General features: G+C 31.8%; 17 protein-coding genes and 1 pseudogene. 14 read left to right on the top strand and 4 right to left on the bottom strand.

Going from position 1 to position 17,259, the window contains the following annotated elements; genetic code table 11:
• Positions 1-37: 37 nt before the first annotated feature.
• Both EO083_RS06805 and EO083_RS06800 read right to left on the bottom strand, forming a co-directional pair.
• Complete coding sequence (locus EO083_RS06805) at positions 38-379, bottom strand: PadR family transcriptional regulator (protein WP_126993410.1); 342 nt, start codon at positions 377-379, stop codon at positions 38-40.
• Between the two features lie 25 nt (positions 380-404).
• Positions 405-1,079: an MBL fold metallo-hydrolase gene (locus EO083_RS06800; protein WP_241230003.1), complete on the bottom strand. Its 675-nt coding sequence runs from the start codon at positions 1,077-1,079 to the stop codon at positions 405-407.
• Positions 1,080-1,246: 167 nt separating this feature from the next.
• On the opposite strand from EO083_RS06800, the gene EO083_RS06795 reads away from it, so the two are divergent.
• Positions 1,247-3,046, top strand: a complete 1,800-nt coding sequence (locus tag EO083_RS06795) for a beta-N-acetylhexosaminidase (RefSeq protein WP_126993409.1) — start codon at positions 1,247-1,249, stop codon at positions 3,044-3,046.
• Here EO083_RS06795 and EO083_RS06790 read toward each other — a convergent pair.
• A pseudogene (locus EO083_RS06790) lies at positions 3,041-3,951 on the bottom strand (L-lactate dehydrogenase). The gene EO083_RS06795 and the pseudogene EO083_RS06790 overlap by 6 nt on opposite strands.
• A gap of 160 nt (positions 3,952-4,111) precedes the next feature.
• Here EO083_RS06790 and epsC point away from each other — a divergent pair.
• The 13 genes from epsC (at position 4,112) to EO083_RS06725 (ending at position 15,686) form a co-directional block, all read left to right on the top strand.
• Positions 4,112-4,681, top strand: a complete 570-nt coding sequence (gene epsC / locus EO083_RS06785) for a serine O-acetyltransferase EpsC (RefSeq protein WP_126993408.1) — start codon at positions 4,112-4,114, stop codon at positions 4,679-4,681.
• Between the two features lie 17 nt (positions 4,682-4,698).
• Positions 4,699-5,556 carry a PLP-dependent cysteine synthase family protein gene (locus EO083_RS06780; protein ID WP_126993407.1) on the top strand — a complete coding sequence of 286 codons (858 nt, stop codon included), beginning with the start codon at positions 4,699-4,701 and terminating at the stop codon, positions 5,554-5,556.
• A gap of 211 nt (positions 5,557-5,767) precedes the next feature.
• A complete protein-coding gene (purE, locus tag EO083_RS06775) occupies positions 5,768-6,220 on the top strand; it encodes a 5-(carboxyamino)imidazole ribonucleotide mutase (protein ID WP_126993406.1) in 453 nt (150 codons plus the stop codon).
• An 11-nt stretch (positions 6,221-6,231) separates the two neighbouring features.
• Positions 6,232-6,918, top strand: a complete 687-nt coding sequence (locus tag EO083_RS06770; protein ID WP_126993405.1) for a phosphoribosylaminoimidazolesuccinocarboxamide synthase — start codon at positions 6,232-6,234, stop codon at positions 6,916-6,918.
• Entirely contained in the window at positions 6,894-7,142 is a 249-nt protein-coding gene (gene purS, locus EO083_RS06765) for a phosphoribosylformylglycinamidine synthase subunit PurS (protein WP_012580249.1), read from the top strand. The genes EO083_RS06770 and purS overlap by 25 nt, the downstream gene beginning before the upstream one ends.
• Entirely contained in the window at positions 7,139-7,771 is a 633-nt protein-coding gene (gene purQ / locus EO083_RS06760) for a phosphoribosylformylglycinamidine synthase subunit PurQ (protein WP_126993404.1), read from the top strand. Before purS ends, purQ begins: the two co-directional genes overlap by 4 nt.
• Positions 7,768-9,558 carry a phosphoribosylformylglycinamidine synthase subunit PurL gene (gene purL, locus EO083_RS06755; RefSeq protein ID WP_126993403.1) on the top strand — a complete coding sequence of 597 codons (1,791 nt, stop codon included), beginning with the start codon at positions 7,768-7,770 and terminating at the stop codon, positions 9,556-9,558. The genes purQ and purL overlap by 4 nt, the downstream gene beginning before the upstream one ends.
• Before the next feature lie 324 nt (positions 9,559-9,882).
• Complete coding sequence (locus tag EO083_RS06750) at positions 9,883-11,523, top strand: phosphoenolpyruvate carboxykinase (ATP) (protein ID WP_306307840.1); 1,641 nt, start codon at positions 9,883-9,885, stop codon at positions 11,521-11,523.
• 63 nt (positions 11,524-11,586) lie between these two features.
• A complete protein-coding gene (locus tag EO083_RS06745; RefSeq protein WP_126993401.1) occupies positions 11,587-12,345 on the top strand; it encodes a protease complex subunit PrcB family protein in 759 nt (252 codons plus the stop codon).
• Between the two features lie 13 nt (positions 12,346-12,358).
• The gene (locus EO083_RS06740; RefSeq protein WP_126993400.1) at positions 12,359-13,240 is read left to right on the top strand and encodes a pseudouridine-5'-phosphate glycosidase; all 882 of its coding nucleotides are present in this window, start codon (positions 12,359-12,361) and stop codon (positions 13,238-13,240) included.
• 100 nt (positions 13,241-13,340) lie between these two features.
• Positions 13,341-13,895 (top strand): phosphodiesterase, encoded by a 555-nt coding sequence (yfcE, locus tag EO083_RS06735; protein WP_126993399.1) that lies wholly within the window; start codon positions 13,341-13,343, stop codon positions 13,893-13,895.
• Positions 13,892-14,494: an IMPACT family protein gene (locus tag EO083_RS06730; protein ID WP_126993398.1), complete on the top strand. Its 603-nt coding sequence runs from the start codon at positions 13,892-13,894 to the stop codon at positions 14,492-14,494. Before yfcE ends, EO083_RS06730 begins: the two co-directional genes overlap by 4 nt.
• Before the next feature lies 1 nt (position 14,495).
• Positions 14,496-15,686 carry a pyridoxal phosphate-dependent aminotransferase gene (locus EO083_RS06725; RefSeq protein WP_126993397.1) on the top strand — a complete coding sequence of 397 codons (1,191 nt, stop codon included), beginning with the start codon at positions 14,496-14,498 and terminating at the stop codon, positions 15,684-15,686.
• Between the two features lie 40 nt (positions 15,687-15,726).
• Here the strand turns inward: EO083_RS06725 and rny are convergent, their stop codons facing one another.
• The gene (gene rny, locus EO083_RS06720) at positions 15,727-17,259 is read right to left on the bottom strand and encodes a ribonuclease Y (protein ID WP_126993396.1); all 1,533 of its coding nucleotides are present in this window, start codon (positions 17,257-17,259) and stop codon (positions 15,727-15,729) included.

Below are 17,259 nucleotides of genomic sequence, written 5' to 3'. Positions count from 1 at the left end.
TAACACCCCTAAAATGTTAATAAAAATACCTCAATATCTACATATCTATTAACTTTTTAGCCTCAATAATAAATCTAGATATAGTATTGTTTATTTTTTCAAGTTCTTCAACACTTCTTTTTAAGTATTCAAGTCCTTCTGGTGTAATATAATAAACTTTTTTAGAAGGTCCCTGATTTGTATTATCCCATTCAAACCTCAAAAGACCTTCCTCTTCAAGTTTTGAAAGAATTCTGTAAAGGTTCCCCATCTGTCCAAGTCCTGTAAGTTCTATACCAAATTCCAAAAGTTTATTTGCTATTTCATATCCATGCAATGGACTTTGTGCTATTATTAACAAAACAAACGGTTCAATAAACGTTTTCCTAAAACGTCCCATTCCTCTTCTTCGCCTTCCGTTAATTTTATCTCCTCCATTCATCACCAGAATTTAAAATAATACACTTATCTTTTAATCTATCTTTTATAAATTTTATAGCATTTTCACCAGTACAATGTAGAGGTATCACTTTTAAATCATATTTTTCAAAAAGTTCAGTAATTTTTCTTATCCTTTCACTTGATGCATTAACTAAGTGAAATCCTCCTACTACATATTCTATATTATACCTTTTTATCACCTGCTCTACAATATTTTCAATACCTCTATGCGCGCAACCAGTAAACAAAAAATTTTCAATTACTATGTTTATTTCATCTTCAAAAAAATCCTTTCTTCCATCTGATAATCTAAATTTCTCATCAACAATATCTTCTCTCATTTTAACATTTGTTATTATTCTAACTTCATCAGTTGAAATATCGCTGTCTATAAAGTTTACTTTTAATTCAATTTTATTCCAATCATACGGCACTCCAGCAAATCTACTACCACTATATCTTTCAACCAATGCTTTTTTATGAATAAACACTTCAGGATTTGCGATATTTTGTAAAAAAATCAACCCACCAATATGATCATAATGTCCATGCGAAATTATAACTTTTTCAATCCTAGAAAAATCTTTTCCAAGTTTTTCCCCATTTTTTATAAATACCTCTGTTTGACCTGTATCAAACAATATCCTATCATTTATCAATATAGAAAGTCCATGCTCCTTAAAAAAATCTCTTTTAGCTGTATCATTACACAAGACTGCAATTTTAATTTTAAATCCCCTCCCAAAGTAAAATTCCTACCTATTTAAATTATACATCATTTTTGTTATATAATAGAAATAAGAAAATTAGATGAGGTGATCACTATATGATTCTTATCCCTGCTCCAAAAAAATTAAAAATAAACCAAGGAGAATTCAACTTTCCAAGTAAACTTTTCATATCTATTCCTACAAAGTCATTACTTACAAGTGCTAAAATGCTAAAAAAAGAACTTAAAAATATTGGTATTGAATCATTCATCAGCCTTCATAACGGTGAAAAAACAGTTATTGAGAGTAAAATAAATCGCTCAAAAATTAAAAAACATTCTGGATATATATTAACAATTTCAAATAAAAAAATAGAAATAGCGGCAAATAACGTAGCTGGTATACATTATGCCTTTATGACATTAATCCAAATTATAAAAAATTTTGGTCCAAAAATTCCTCAACTTGAAATTTTCGATTTTCCTAGCATAAAAAATAGAGGATACTTGTTAGATATCAGTAGAGATAAAGTACCAAAGCTCGAGACGTTATTTTACATTGTCGATTTACTAGCTCAACTAAAATTCAATCAACTCCAACTTTATATCGAACATACCTTTTCATATCAAGATCATGAAAAGGTTTGGAAAGATTATTCACCTCTAAGTGGAGAAGATGTCATTCTTCTTGACAATTACTGTAAAGAAAGATTCATAGAACTTGTCCCAAATCAAGCTTCCTTTGGACATATGGAAAAATGGTTAACACACAATGAATATAGCTATCTAGCCGAGACTTTTGAATTTGATACACCTTGGGGTGAACATTATAATACACCATTTTCTCTCTCACCAGTTATTGAAGATTCTATAAAATTCCTGGATAGCTTATACAATGAGCTACTTCCTCATTTTTCAAGTAAATATTTCAATATAAATGGTGATGAAACATTTGATTTGTGCCAGGGAAAATCCAAAAAATTGTGTGAAAAGATGGGAAAAGGCAAAGTCTATCTTGACTTCATTCTTAAAATTTATAATTTACTAAAAAAATACAACAAAAAAATGATGATGTGGGCTGATATAATCAAAAATTATCCAGAGCTTGTAAATGAAATTCCAAATGATATCACCTTTTTAATATGGGGATATGAAAAAAATCATCCTTTTGAAGATGAATGCAAATTGTTTAAAAATAGAAAATTTTATGCATGTCCAGGGACATCATCATGGAATTCATTAATTGGTAGGTTTGAAAATTCTATTTTAAACATAAAAAACGCAAGTGAAAATGCCATAAAATTCAAAGCTTCTGGCTTACTCTTAACTGATTGGGGAGACAATGGTCACTGGCAGCATTTTCCAATATCACTTCCAGCAATATTTTATTCAGCAGGAGTTTTTTGGGGATTTGAAGAAAACAAAGACATTAACATAGAAAATGCTATTAGTCTTTATTTTGAAAAAGAGGTGGCTGAAATTTTAATTGCAATAGGCAATGCATATAAATTAACAGGTATTGACTTTCCTAATTCTGCGATTTTTGCACTTGTATATATATACCCAGATAAAATAAATAAAGATTTTCTCGAAAAAATAAGCATAGAAAATTTAATATTAACAAAACAATTTTTGGAAGAACAATTGCAAAAGGCGAGTAAAATAAATGACTCATTAATAAAAGAAGAAATTAAAAACAATATCGAACTTTCAATTTTAGCAACTGAACTTCTTATTTCCACAAAAAAAGTTAATGTTAGCAGTATTTCCAACCTGCCTAGTGTTACAAAAGAAGAATTTTCAATTAGATTAGAAAAACTTATTGAAAATTATAAAAAAATATGGCTTTCCAGAAATAGATCCGGTGGGCTTAAATTCAGCATTGAAAAATTGAGCAAAATAAAAAAATTGTTATAGCTCTATTTCTTCTATTTGCTTTCTTATTACATTTTTTGAATTCTCAAATAAACTTATTTCGGATTCATTCATCTCAATTGGAATGATTTTTTCTATTCCATTTTTACCTACAATTGCAGGAAAACCAATAAAAATACCATCAATATACGTTGATGGAGTTAAAACTTTTTTCTCATCTTTAAAAATACTCTCAACAAGTTGAGCTGTAACTACTCCTATAGCAAAGTTTGTAGCTCCTTTTTTCTCAATAATTGTGTAAGCTGCATTTTTAGTTTCTTCAAATATGTCTCTCAAATTTTTACAATTTTTTATATTACATACCTTACAAAAATCTTTTATATTTACACCACCAATAGTTGCACTACTCCAAACCATGAGTTCACTATCGCCATGTTCACCTATAATATATGCATGAACACTTGCCGGTGAAATTCCACACTGCTTTGAAACTAAAGCTCTAAATCTTGCTGTATCAAGTATTGTTCCCGTACCAATAACTTTATTTTTTGGAAAATCTAGTTCTCTCCAAAGAAAATAAGTAAGCACATCAACTGGATTAGTTACGTTTATTATAATACTTTCATTAGAATATTTTTTTATCTCTTTAGATATCTCTCTGATTATCTCATAGTTTCTTTTTGTTAAATCTAATCTTGTTTCACCTACTTTTTGAGCTGCACCAGCTGTAATAATAACAATATCACTGTTTTTTAAATCTTGAAAATTTCCAGCGTAAATATTACACCTCTTGATTAAAGAAGTTCCATGATATAGATCTAATGCTTCACCATAAGCCTTTTCATAACTTTTATTAATAATCACTATCTCATTAGCTATCTTTCTATGAAGTAAAGAAAAGCTATGCTTGTACCTACTCTTCCTGCTCCAATTATTGAAATTTTCATATTTTCACTCCTTCCCCCAAAAAAATTTTACCACATTTTTATAAGGCAAAACTAATTGATTTATTCTGCAATAATTTTTTTACAAATAATTAATTTACATTCTACATAAATCTGTTATAATAAAAACAACAAATTAAACAGGACGGTGATATTTTATGGGGTGCACAAATTCGTTAAAGACTTAAAAAACACTTTTATTGCTATAAAAAAAGACAAAGAAAAACTATTAAAAAAAGATCCTTCAATTGAATATTCATACCAGGTTTTACTTCATGTTGGATTTATCTCTTTAACATTTTATAGAATCTCCCACCTATTTTATACTAATAACCTTAAGTTTATTTCATTCTTAATTCATTTTCTATCAAGAATATTATTTTCAATCGATATTCATCCTGCTGCTAAAATTGAACCAGGAGTAGTTATCGATCACGGAATAGGAACTGTAATAGGTTCTACTGCATCAGTTGGTGAAGGCACAATAATTTATCACGGAGTTACGTTGGGGGCTAGAAACATTCAAAAAGGAAAAAGACATCCGGATGTTGGAAAAAACGTACTTATAGGTGCAGGTGCAAAAATTCTTGGGCCAGTCAAAATAGGAAACAATGCAAAAATAGGTGCAAATTCAGTAGTTTTAGAAGACGTTCCAGAAAATTCAGTGTTTGTTGGAATTCCCGCAAAAAATACAAATGAAATAAAAAATGAAGAAATAGAATGGATTATATAAAAGGGAGGTTAATAAATATGATTGGAAATACTCCAGTATACTTTATTGAAGAATTAGGTATATATGCAAAATTTGAACGAAACAATCCTTCAGGTAGCGTGAAGGATCGTGCAGCTTATTTTATGATAAAATCTGCTATTAACAACGACTCAATTAAAAATGGGATTATTGTGGAACCAACTAGTGGCAACACAGGAATCTCACTTTCATGGATTGGTAAAAAATTAGGACTTAAAACAATCTTGACAATGCCCGAAAGTATGAGCAAAGAAAGAATCAAAATCATGAAAGCATTCGGTGCAGATGTAATATTAACTCCTGCTGATAAGGGAATGAAAGGTGCAATTGAAAAAGCAAAAGAAATAGTTATTGAAAAAGATGCTTTTATGCCAAATCAATTTGAAAATCCTTTCAACGTTTTAGCTCACGAACTTACAACTGGGCCCGAAATACTAAGGCAAACCAATTTTGAATTAGATGTTTTTGTTGCAGGAGTTGGAACGGGTGGAACTATTAGTGGCGTTGGTAGAGTTTTAAAAAAATTCTTTAACAAAAAAGTTAAAATTGTAGCTGTCGAACCTGAAAATTCAGCTGTTTTATCAGGAAAAAATCCTGGAAAACATAAAATCCAAGGTATTGGTGCAGGATTTATTCCAAAAATTTTAGATAAAACAGTTATCGATGAAATAGAAACTGTTAAAGATGAGGAAGTCCTGGATATGTTTGTATATCTCAACAAAAAGCTTGGCCTTAACGTTGGAATTTCAGCTGCAGCAAACGCGCTTGTTGCTACTAAATACAAAAATTTTGGAAAAGTCCTAACCGTTTTTCCCGATGATGTTACCAAATACATGTCAATTTTAGATTCGATTTAACTTTTTTACAATCTTTTAACCATATATGAGTTGACCTTATCATAAAATACATGTTATACTTAAGTTGTACCTTTAATTTGGTCCCGTGAGGCCAAAAAGGAGTGAGAAAAATGAGGAAATTGTACTTAATACTTTTGTTATCTAAATATTTTAGAAAAATCCCTACCATCTTTTGATGGTAGGGATTTTTTGCTTTATAGGGGGTGATGAGTTGGTAAGTATTATTGCAGGTAGCAAAAGTGATTCAAACATAGTAGAAAAAGCAGAAAAGGTCTTAGAAGAATTTTCAGTATCATATGAAACAAAATATCTTTCAGCGCACAGAACTCCAGATTTATTAGATGAATACATTCAAAACTGTGAACAAAAAGGTACAAAGGTATTTATTGCAATCGCAGGTGGAGCAGCCCATCTTCCAGGTGTAATTGCTTCAAAAACCTTAAAACCAGTCATTGGGGTACCAGTAAAATCTAACGATTTAGGGGGATTAGATTCTTTATTATCTATAGTTCAAATGCCAAATGACATTCCAGTTGCTACCGTGGGGATCGATAGGGGGAAAAATGCCGCATTACTTGCAATTGAAATACTTGCGTTAAGCGATGAGAGTTTATCAAAAAAACTAAAAGACTACCGCTCAAAGCTTGTGGGGAAGTATCTTTAAGGGGGATATTTATGGAAGGAAAAACAAAGATTGTTGAAGATTTTGGAAATTACGTTATTTTGAATTTTAAAGACGATATCACTGCCGGGGATGGCGAAAAACATAACGTCTTAGAAGGAAAAGGTGCAATTTGCGCAGAAATTACTGCTATTTCAATGAAATATTTAAATTCAAAAGGGATATACACACAATTTTTAGATTTCATTGCACCAAACAAAATAAAAGCTGTATCTTTGAAAATGCTACCACTTGAAGTTGTAGTAAGGTTAAAAAAAGCAGGATCTTTTATTAGAAGATATGGGGGTAATGAGGGGGAAGAATTTAAAGAACCTCTTGTTGAATTTTTTATAAAAGACGATGAAAGACATGACCCTATGGTATGTAAAAATCACCTTGTATTATTTGGAATTTGTGATGAAAAACAAGCAGAAGAAATGGAAAACAATGCAAAAAAAACCGCAATCGAACTCAAAAACTTTTTTGAAAAACTTGGATTTGATCTATGGGATATGAAGTTTGAATATGGGATTGACAATGAAGGAAAAGTCTGTTTGGGTGATGAGATTTCACCTGATACCCTGCGACTTAGAAAAAAAGATGGTATATTTGATAAGGACGTATATAGAAAAGATTTAGGAGATCCACTCGAAAAATATAGGGAGGTCCTTTCAGCATGCAGAAGTTTAAATTTGTTGTAGATATTCAATACAAAAGCAACGTCAGAGATCCAAGAGGAGAAACTATTGCAAGAGTTTTAAGAGAAGAAAGTAACATTCCAATAGAAAGCATACGAATTGGTAAATCCATACATGGGGAAGTTCAAGCTGAAAGCAAAGAAGAAGCAGAAAAATTAGTTATAAAAGCTTGTGAAGAATTACTGGTTAACCCTGTCACAGAGGAGTTTAAGGTGGAGATAAAATGAAAGCTGGAGTTATAGTATACCCAGGTTCAAACTGTGATCGAGATGCATTTTATGCATTAAAACTTGCAGGCTTTAAACCATATTTTGTTTCCACAAAGGACAATCTAGATGATTTCGAGCTTATAATTCTTCCTGGAGGATTTTCATACGGCGATTATTTAAGACCTGGCGCTGTATCAGCAAGAGAATCATCTAATGTAAAAAAATTCGCAGAAAATGGCGGATTCGTACTTGGAATTTGCAATGGATTTCAAATACTTGTAGAAATGGGACTCCTTCCAGGCGGATTACTTCAAAATAAAAACGGAAATTTTATTTGTAAAACTGTTGAACTTGAAGTTGTTAATAACGAAACACCTTTTACATTAATGTATAAAAAAGGAGAAGTAATAAAATTGCCAATTGCTCATGGTTTTGGAAGATATGTTACAGATAAGCAACCAAATGTTGTATTCAAATACAAAGAAGATGTAAATGGTTCAGATCAAAACATAGCAGGAATAATAAATGGGAATATTTTAGGAATGATGCCGCATCCAGAAAGAGCCGTTGAAAAAATAATGGGAAGTGATGATGGAATAAAGCTTTTTAAATCACTTTATGAATACATAAGAGGTGGTAAAAAATGAAATACTTAGACATACTCGAAAAAAGCCTTGGTAGAAAAGCCACCACAAATGAAATAGAAGCTTTTACAGTAATGTGGAGCGAACACTGTGGTTACTCTCATACCAAAAAGTATATAAAAAAACTTCCGCTTGTAAGTGAGGAATCAGGAAACGCAGGGCTTGTACCTTTAAACGATAAATACTATATCTCATTTAAGATTGAAAGTCATAACCATCCAAGCGCAATTGAGCCTTATAACGGGGCTGCAACAGGTGTTGGAGGAATAATAAGAGATATACTTGCAATGGGTGCACGACCAACTGCTATTCTCGATTCTTTACATATGCACAAGATAATAAATGGAATAATTGAAGGAATAGCAGATTATGGAAATTCAATAGGCGTTCCTACTGTTGGTGGAGAACTAAGAATCAGTGACGCCTATAAATACAACCCACTTGTAAACGTTATGGCAGCAGGTATAGTAAAAAAAGAAAATATCATTACTTCTAAAGCAACAAGAAAAGGACAGGTAATTGTAATTTTTGGTGGAGCAACCGGAAGAGACGGAATTCACGGTGCTTCATTTGCTTCAGAAGACCTTACTGGTGAAAAAGCAACCAAACTTTCTATTCAAGTTGGTGACCCATTTGCAGAAAAACAACTCATTGAAGCATTTTTAAAAATGGTAGAGGAAGGACTGGTGGAAGGCGCACAAGATCTTGGCGCTGGCGGTGTTCTTTCTGCTACTTCAGAACTTGTAGCAAAAGGTGGTTTTGGAGCAATAATAGACCTAGAAAATCTTCCACTAAGGGAACCTGACATGAAACCAATAGAAATATTAATAAGTGAAAGTCAGGAAAGAATGGCCGTAATAACATCAAAAGAAAAAGCAGAAAAAATATTAGAAATAGCTAAAGATCACTTACTATTCGGAGCAATTGTTGGAGTAGTTACAGACGATGGTATCTACCATGTAAGACACAATGGCAAGACCATTTTGAAAGTTCCTGCAAAATTACTTTCAAATGCTCCTGAAGAAGAAATATATGAATTTGAAAAAGATCAATTGCCAGAAAACATAGATCTTAAATTTTCACCTATAGATGCAAGTTATGTCTACACTCAATATGATTATATGGTTGGAACTGATACGATAATAAAACCAGGATATGGAGCTGCTCTCATGAGAATAAAAGATGAAGATATGTATTATTCTCTTCTTACCCATAGCAGAGCAGATATTGGAAAAGCTAGCCCATATTGGGGTTCTTTTATTGCTGTTATTGAAAGCGTTAGAAAAACACTAGCAGTCGGTGCTAAGCCACTTGCTATAACCGATTGTATTAATTATGGAGATCCTGACGAAGAACCTGAAGGACTAGCTGCTATGATGAAAGGATTGAAAGATGCCTGTGAATTTTCTAATGTAAAAGTTGCAAGTGGAAATGCATCACTTTACAATACAAACAACAAAATTCCAATTCCACCAACAATGGTAATTGGCATGGTAGGAAAAGCTACCAAGGCATTATTACCTAAGTCTGGAGATGTATATCTTATTGGTTGGAAAGATTTTGATTTAGAGAGAGAAAAAATTCTTTGGAATGAAATTAAAAAACAAACATCAAAAGGAAATTTTGTACTTGCTTTATCAAACTACAAAGAAAATCCAACATACACAAAAAATTTAGGTTTAAAGATCTCAGGTATTCAACACTCTCCAATTCACCAGCTAATCTTAGTAATAGGAAACGATGTAAAGAGCGACTTGCCTATAAAAAAGATAGGAAAAGCTACTCTATAGTAGTTTAACTTTTTATACCTTTTAAACTTTAAGGCTCCATTTTAAATAGATGGAGCCTTTTTATTAAGATTCACAAATAATTAACATATTGTTCCAATCATTAATCGTTTCTCTATCCCACCCAAGTCAATATTCCTCTCTTTAATCTCCCTGATTTAATTTTTTCAAAATTTGAAGTTTTTTAAAATTAGTTATCTTCTTTTATTTTCAGACAAAATTTCTCCAAATAATTTTTATTCTTTCATTTTCTAATTTATAATATTCAATCATGTATTTTTATACTTTCTTCTTTACTGTTATAATTTCCCTTGTCAGAGGGGAGGGATGGTGTTGGCAACAAAACAATATTTCAAAATCAATGAAATATCAAAGGAAAATTCACTCTTTTCTAGAATGAGAGTTACGATTGAAACGGCATTCTATGGTAACAACGTCGAAATCATTACGAGCCCAAAAGAAGCATACAAGCTTGCTAAAAATTCTCCTGGTACAATAGTTACAAGCTGGAAAGTTTACCAACCAGAACTTTTAGGCCTTGACAAAGATACAAAAGTTCTTCTCTTCAATGATGGTGCTGTCACTGGAAGGTATGCTGCAGGTAGAAGGATCATAGGAGATCCAAATATAGATAATAAAAAATATGAAGAAATTGTAAGAGAAGCAGTTTACAACTCTAGACACAAAAAAATGTATCACGGAATATCTTTTACTGGACTTTCTAAAGAGTTTATGGTAAAAAATCACTTACTAATTCCAGAAGGTCATGAAAATTTGTTATATAACTGGTTACTGAATTTTCAATACCTTTCCTTGGAATACGAAAAAATGTATAATGAATCTTATATTTTTAACGAAGGTGATATCTACGTTTTTGCGGATCCTGATTGGAAACATCCAGATTATCCATTAGGACTCGCTATTTTTGATCCTCAACATAACTGTGCTGCTATACTTGGAATGAGATACTTTGGAGAATTTAAAAAAGGAACTTTAACCCTTGCGTGGAGCATTGCAAATAGAAATGGATATGCTTCATGCCATGGTGGATTAAAAAGATTAAAAAGTGAAAAAACAGACTTTGTAGCTGCATTTTTTGGATTATCCGGATCAGGAAAATCCACACTTACACACGCAAAACACAAAAATTATGATGTAACTATTTTACACGATGATGCCTTCATTATATCAACCAAAGATTTATCTTCAATAGCACTTGAACCATCTTATTTCGATAAAACCGCAGATTATCCAACATCCAAGGAAGATAATAAATACCTTCTTACCATTCAAAATTGCGGGGCAACAATGGATGAAAATGGAAACATTGTACCTATAATGGAAGACATTAGAAACGGAAATGGACGTGCAATAAAATCTAAGCTCTGGTCACCAAATAGGGTTAATAAAATAGATTCTAAGATTAATGCTATATTCTGGCTTATGAAAGATCCAACACTCCCACCTATAGTTAAAATAGAAAATCCTGTGCTCTCTTCAGCCATGGGCGCATTGCTTACTACAAAAAGAACATCTGCTGAAAAATTGGATGATGGTGTTGATCCAAATGCATTGGTATTTGAGCCATACGCAAATCCATTTAGAACTTATCCACTTTCCGAGGATTACCAAAAATTCAAATTACTCTTTGAAAAAGGAGTAGAAGGATACATCTTAAACACAGGATACTTTTTAGATAAGAAAATTCCTAAAGAACTAACAATATCACTAGTAGAAAAAGTAGTTGAAGGCTCTTTAAAATGGTATAAATGGTTTGGAGATTTCTACATAACACGTATAGAAGGCTTCGAACCTGACATGAATGACATTAACTATATCCAATCGTTAAAAGAAGGGTTCAAAAGAAGAATAGAATTTGTTAAAACAAAAGAAGTAGAAAATTCTGGAAAAGATAAATTACCAGATGAAGTGTTAAAAATATTAGAAGAATCAATATCAAACATTTAGAGTAAATTCCCCGCATTGTGGGGAATTTACTTTATGATATAATCAACATAGGAGGTGAAATTTATGAAAAAATTTCTTTCAATATTTTTAACTATTTTTAGTATAATTATTCTCTCAAATTCTGTTTTTATCTACCCCGTTGACAAAGAACTACCGGACAATCTATTTCAATATGAAGGAACAAAAAGCAACATGGTTTACTATTTAAAACTTTTTGAAAATGATCAAGAAAAGGGATATATAATAAAAGGTTGGTACTTTACACCTAAAAGTGCTATTGAAACTTCTAAAATTTTAATTAGATTCAACAATGAAGAACATAACTATATAATTAAAACATTAAAAAGAGGAAACTATTCCATTATTCCTTCATATCTAATAATTTGCCCAAAAAATGCTACCGTTATAATTGGAAATTATGAAATTGACAAAAAGCAAGTAGCAAAAAATGTAGAAATAGGTGAAATTATGACACCACAATTTAGAGAAATGGGGATTTACGTCTTTACTATAGAAAATAAGATAGTCTTAAAAGACACATTTTCAACCAATGACAATATCTTTATTGCTGTATCGATGGGACTCAGAAAAACTGGTGGCTATTCACTTGAACTTGAAAATTATGAAATAAAAGAAAATCAGATCTTAATCAATCTTGTATTTAATGAACCCCAAAAGGGTGAAATGGTAACTCAAGCATTTACAATTCCAACATACAGGCTCAATATTGGAAAACTTGAAAAAGGAAATTACTTGATTAAGGTTAATGTAAAAAGTGGAAATAATGTTTTAAAGTTTTCAAAAGAAATAGAGGTAAAATAACGGAGGTGTAATTTTGATCATTTCAGAAAAAGTCAAAAAGGCTCTTGAAGAAAACAAACCAATTGTCGCACTAGAAAGTACAGTAATAGCTCATGGCCTTCCATATCCTGAAAATCTCAAAGTGGCACAAGAATTTGAGGATATTGTCTACAAAAATGGTTGTGTTCCTGCAACAATTGGTATATTAAAAGGAGAAGTTATAGTAGGACTTTCAAAAGATCAAATAATAGAACTTGTCGATGATAATCCAATAAAAGTAGGAACAAGGGAAATTTCCTACGCCATTGCAATGAAAAAATCTGCTGCAACTACCGTTAGCTCTACTGCAAGGATTGCCAGCCTTGCAGGAATAAAAGTATTTGCAACAGGTGGCATCGGTGGAGTACATAGAGGGGGCTGGGATGTTTCACAAGATATTATAGAACTTTCAAAAACAAATATAATTGTGGTTTCAGCCGGTTGTAAATCAATACTTGATATAAAGAAAACGCTTGAATTTTTAGAAACCTTTCAGGTCTTAACTGTGGGCTACAAAACCGAATATTTTCCTATATTTTACAATGGACTTTCAGAAGAAAAAATATATAAGGTAGAAAGTGCGGATGAAATTGCTAGAATTTTTAATGAAAAAAATAAGCTAAAATTAGAAAGCGCAATTTTGGTTGCAAATCCAATTCCAGAAGACTATGTTTTAGATAATAATGAAATAGAAGGTTATATAAAAATAATCGAAAAAGAAATAGAAGAAAAAGATATTCGAGGAAAGGAAGTTACCCCCTATATGCTAAAAAGACTTGTAGAGCTTTCAAATGGAAAAACTCTTGAGTCAAATATAGCTCTCTTAAAGAACAATGTTGAGCTAGCATGCAAAATTGCGCAAAGCTTAAAAAAATAGAGTTTTATATATTTTTGTCCTATTTTTTACTAAAATAAAGAATTTTATAAAAGTGCCTATTTAAAAAATATTTGTTATATTCTTATTAAGGGGTGAAATAGTGAAAGTACTAGTTATTTCCGATACTCATGGGTCAGTATATTATTGGAATAAAATCAAAAAAATTGCAGAACATGTTGATGAAATCTTTCATCTTGGAGATGTTTTATACCATGGTCCAAGAAATCCTCTTCCAGAAGGCTATAATCCAAAAGACCTTGTAGAAGAACTTAAAAAATTTAACATCAACTACGTAAGGGGTAACTGTGATGCAGATGTTGATGTTAAGGTATTAGGATTGCAGGAAATGCCAAAGCAAACTATGGAATTTTTTAAAGATATTCCAATCTATCTCTTCCATGGTGAAAGTATTGAAAATGACAATTTTGATGTTACAAGCTTTGCAAAAAATCATAATGTTAGAATAATTCTACATGGACATACCCATATTCCTAAAATTGAAGAAAAAGAAGGAATAATAATTGCAAATCCAGGTAGTCTTTCTTTGCCTAAAGGAGGCTTCCCACAAACATATATGATTATTGATCTTACAAATACTCCTAAAATTACAATATATGACTTGGACAATAAAGAGGTGTTAAGCAAGACAATATGAATTATATAAAATATAAAACAATATTTGAAGTTCATGAACACAAAAAAAATATAGAACGTTCTATATTCATTGCCACTCTTTCACACGTTAAAAACCAAGAAGAAGCTAAAGAATTTATAAGAGAGATTTCTAAAAAATATAATGATGCAACTCATAACTGTCCTGCATATAGAGTAATTGAAAATAACCAAATAATAGAATTTTCTTCTGATAATGGCGAGCCTTCTGGAACTGCAGGCAGACCTATTTTAGGCGTTTTAAAAAAATATGACCTTTTAAATGTTGCAGTTGTCGTTACTAGGTATTTTGGTGGGGTAAAACTCGGTGTTAGAGGCCTTATTGATGCCTATTCGTCCACCGTCGATGAATTAATTTCTAATTTAAAAGTAACAACACTTGTACCCGTACCAGTGTACACAATTAAAGTTAGGTACGACGAATATGGAAAAGCAATGCAAGATTTGCACTATAAAGGATATGAAATAATAAATACAGAATTTTTTGAAACTTTTGCCCATATTAAAATTAGAGGAAATAAAAAGCCTGAAGAATACAATATTTTAGATGAAAGCATAACATACATTAAGGAGGAGGAGTAAAATGATATCCAAAAGGGCTCAAAATGTCCCAGCAAGTCCTATAAGAAGGCTTGTACCTTATGCAGACGCAGCAAAAGCTAAGGGAACACATGTATATCATCTTAATATAGGCCAACCTGATATTAAAACTCCAAAACAGTGGCATGAATATATTCAAAAATTTAAAACAGAGGTAGTTGCATATACTCACTCTCAAGGTATAAAACCTCTTAGAGAAAAATTTGCAGAATATTATCAAAAATGGAATATAAATGTTGAACCTGACGAGATCATGGTTACAAACGGGGGAAGTGAAGCAATATTATTTGCATTAGGTGTTGTATGTGATCCAGGTGATGAAGTAATTGTTATTGAGCCATTCTATGCAAATTATGCTGGTTTTGCCGCATACCTTAATGTTAAACTTGTACCAGTAACTGCAAAACCAGAAAACGGATATAGAATGCCAACAATGGATGATTTTGAAAAAGTAATTTCACCTAAGACTAAAGCAATATTATTCTCCAATCCATCGAATCCTACAGGCGTTGTTTATACTAAAGAAGAACTAGAAATAATTGCAAATATTGCAAAAAAATTCAATTTAGTAGTTATATCCGATGAAGTATATAGAGAATTTACTTTTGATAACACAAAAGCAATTTCAATGTTTGAATTTGAAGAACTAAGAGAAAATAACTTGATAATTGTAGATAGTTTATCAAAAAGATATAGTGCATGTGGTGCAAGAATCGGAACATTTGTAACCAAAAATAAAGATTTTTATGCCGCTGCATTGAAACTTGCTCAAGCAAGACTCTGTCCACCTGAAATTACTCAATACGGTGCAATTGGTTTATTAAACACTGATGAAGAATATATGAAGAATGCCATGAATGAATACAGATTAAGAAGAGATGTGGCATACGAAGAAATTAGCAAAATCCCAGGAATTATTGCCCATAAACCCCAAGGTGCATTTTATCTATCCGCCAAACTTCCTGTAGATGATTCAGAAGAATTTATCAAATGGATGCTCTCAGAATTTAACGTGGATGGAAAAACTACAATGGTTGCGCCTCTTTCTGGATTTTATGCAACAAATGGACTTGGAAAAAGTGAAATTAGAATCGCATATGTACTTGAATCTGAAAAACTAAAAGATGCAATTAATATAATGGCAAAGGCAATTGAAGCATATAATAACAGATAAAAATATTCCCCCTTCATGAAAAGAAGGGGGAATATTTTTATTATTTTGCGTAAGCTACACTTCGTTTTTCTCTAATTACCACAACTTTTAAAACTCCTGGATATTGCAGCTCCTCTTCGATCTTCATAGCAATGTCGTGGGACAATTTATCAGCCAAAACATCATCAACTTTATCTGGTTGTACTATAACCCTTACTTCTCTACCAGCTTGAATTGCATATGCATTTTCAACATATTTAAAGCTTTTTGCAATCTCTTCAAGTTTAATAAGCCTTTTAATATAATTTTCAACATCTTCTCTTCTTGCGCCTGGTCTTGCAGCAGATAATGCATCTGCAGCTGCAACAATAACTGCTTCTGGAGTCATCGGTTCCTCTTCGCCATGGTGAGCCATTATCATATTAATAACCTCTTTCTTTTCACCATATCTCTTTAATATTTCGGCACCAATAATAGTATGTGAGCCTTCAACTTCATGATCAAGTGCTTTACCTATGTCATGCAACAATCCTCCACGTTTTGCCATTTCTACATTCAAACCAAGTTCTGAAGCTAACAAACCAGCAATAAGTGCAACTTCTATGGAGTGATTCAATACATTTTGGCCGTAACTTGTTCTAAATTTCAATCTACCCAAAAGCTTTACTATTTCTGGATGCAATCCTCCAACACCTGTTACAAATGTTGCCTCTTGACCAGCTTCTTTAATTATTTTTTCAACCTCGTCTTTGGCTTTTTCATACATTTCTTCAATTCTTGTAGGATGTATCCTTCCATCTGCAACTAACTTTTCAATTGTCCTTCTTGCAATTTCTCTTCTCAATGGATTAAAACAACTTACTGTAACCATTTCTGGTGTATCATCTATAATCAAATCAACGCCGGTAACCTTTTCAAATGCCCTTATATTTCTACCTTCTCTACCAATGAGTCTTCCTTTCATATCATCATTAGGAAGCATCACCGTACTTACTGTTACCTCTCCAGAATACTCTGGTGCATACCTTTGAATAGCATCTGCTATAACCTTTTTTGCGTATTTTTCAGCATCTTCTTCATACCTTGTCTTAATTTGAGAATAAACTTTTGCAATTTCATATTCATACTTTTCACGCGCTTCATTCAAGACAATTTCTCTTGCCTGTTCTGGGGTAATACCTGCAAGTTTTTCAAAACTTTCTTCTATTTCTTTTTCTTTCTCAATTAACTCTCTTTGTTTTTCTTCCAATTCTTTTCTTAACTCTTCTATATAATTTTCTTTTTTATCCAAAAGTTCTTCACGCTTTGAAACCATCTCTTCTCTTTTAATAAGTCTTTCTTCGGCATATTTTAATTCTTCTTCACGAGCCTTTTTCTCTTTTTCCCAATCTTCTCTAAGTTTGTGAAGTTCCTCTCTTGATTCAATAACGGCCTTTTTCTTGATTTCACTTGCCTCTTTTTCAGCCTCTTTGATAATATGTTCTGCGTCTTTTTTGGCTAATAACAAATCTTTTTCAATTTTTCTTTTAGCTACTACATAACCAACTAAAGCTCCAACAAAAACACCAACAAATGCTAATATATATATTAACAT

It is taken from the genome of Thermosipho globiformans, assembly GCF_003990895.1.
Classification (GTDB): Bacteria; Thermotogota; Thermotogae; order Thermotogales; family Fervidobacteriaceae; genus Thermosipho; species Thermosipho japonicus.
The sequence above is the reverse complement of the archived record's forward strand: the minus strand, read 5'-3'. Positions and strand labels throughout refer to the sequence as shown.

Bases quoted from the DNA above. Each gene is read 5' to 3' on its own strand.
- EO083_RS06805 (WP_126993410.1), bottom strand. From the start codon at position 379: ATGGGACGTTTTAGGAAAACGTTTATTGAACCGTTTGTTTTGTTAATA.
- EO083_RS06795 (WP_126993409.1), top strand. From the start codon at position 1,247: ATGATTCTTATCCCTGCTCCAAAAAAATTAAAAATAAACCAAGGAGAA.
- EO083_RS06780 (WP_126993407.1), top strand. From the start codon at position 4,699: ATGATTGGAAATACTCCAGTATACTTTATTGAAGAATTAGGTATATAT.
- EO083_RS06770 (WP_126993405.1), top strand. From the start codon at position 6,232: ATGGAAGGAAAAACAAAGATTGTTGAAGATTTTGGAAATTACGTTATT.
- purS (WP_012580249.1), top strand. From the start codon at position 6,894: ATGCAGAAGTTTAAATTTGTTGTAGATATTCAATACAAAAGCAACGTC.
- purQ (WP_126993404.1), top strand. From the start codon at position 7,139: ATGAAAGCTGGAGTTATAGTATACCCAGGTTCAAACTGTGATCGAGAT.
- purL (WP_126993403.1), top strand. From the start codon at position 7,768: ATGAAATACTTAGACATACTCGAAAAAAGCCTTGGTAGAAAAGCCACC.
- EO083_RS06750 (WP_306307840.1), top strand. From the start codon at position 9,883: ATGGTGTTGGCAACAAAACAATATTTCAAAATCAATGAAATATCAAAG.
- EO083_RS06745 (WP_126993401.1), top strand. From the start codon at position 11,587: ATGAAAAAATTTCTTTCAATATTTTTAACTATTTTTAGTATAATTATT.
- EO083_RS06730 (WP_126993398.1), top strand. From the start codon at position 13,892: ATGAATTATATAAAATATAAAACAATATTTGAAGTTCATGAACACAAA.
- EO083_RS06725 (WP_126993397.1), top strand. From the start codon at position 14,496: ATGATATCCAAAAGGGCTCAAAATGTCCCAGCAAGTCCTATAAGAAGG.
- rny (WP_126993396.1), bottom strand. From the start codon at position 17,259: ATGTTAATATATATATTAGCATTTGTTGGTGTTTTTGTTGGAGCTTTA.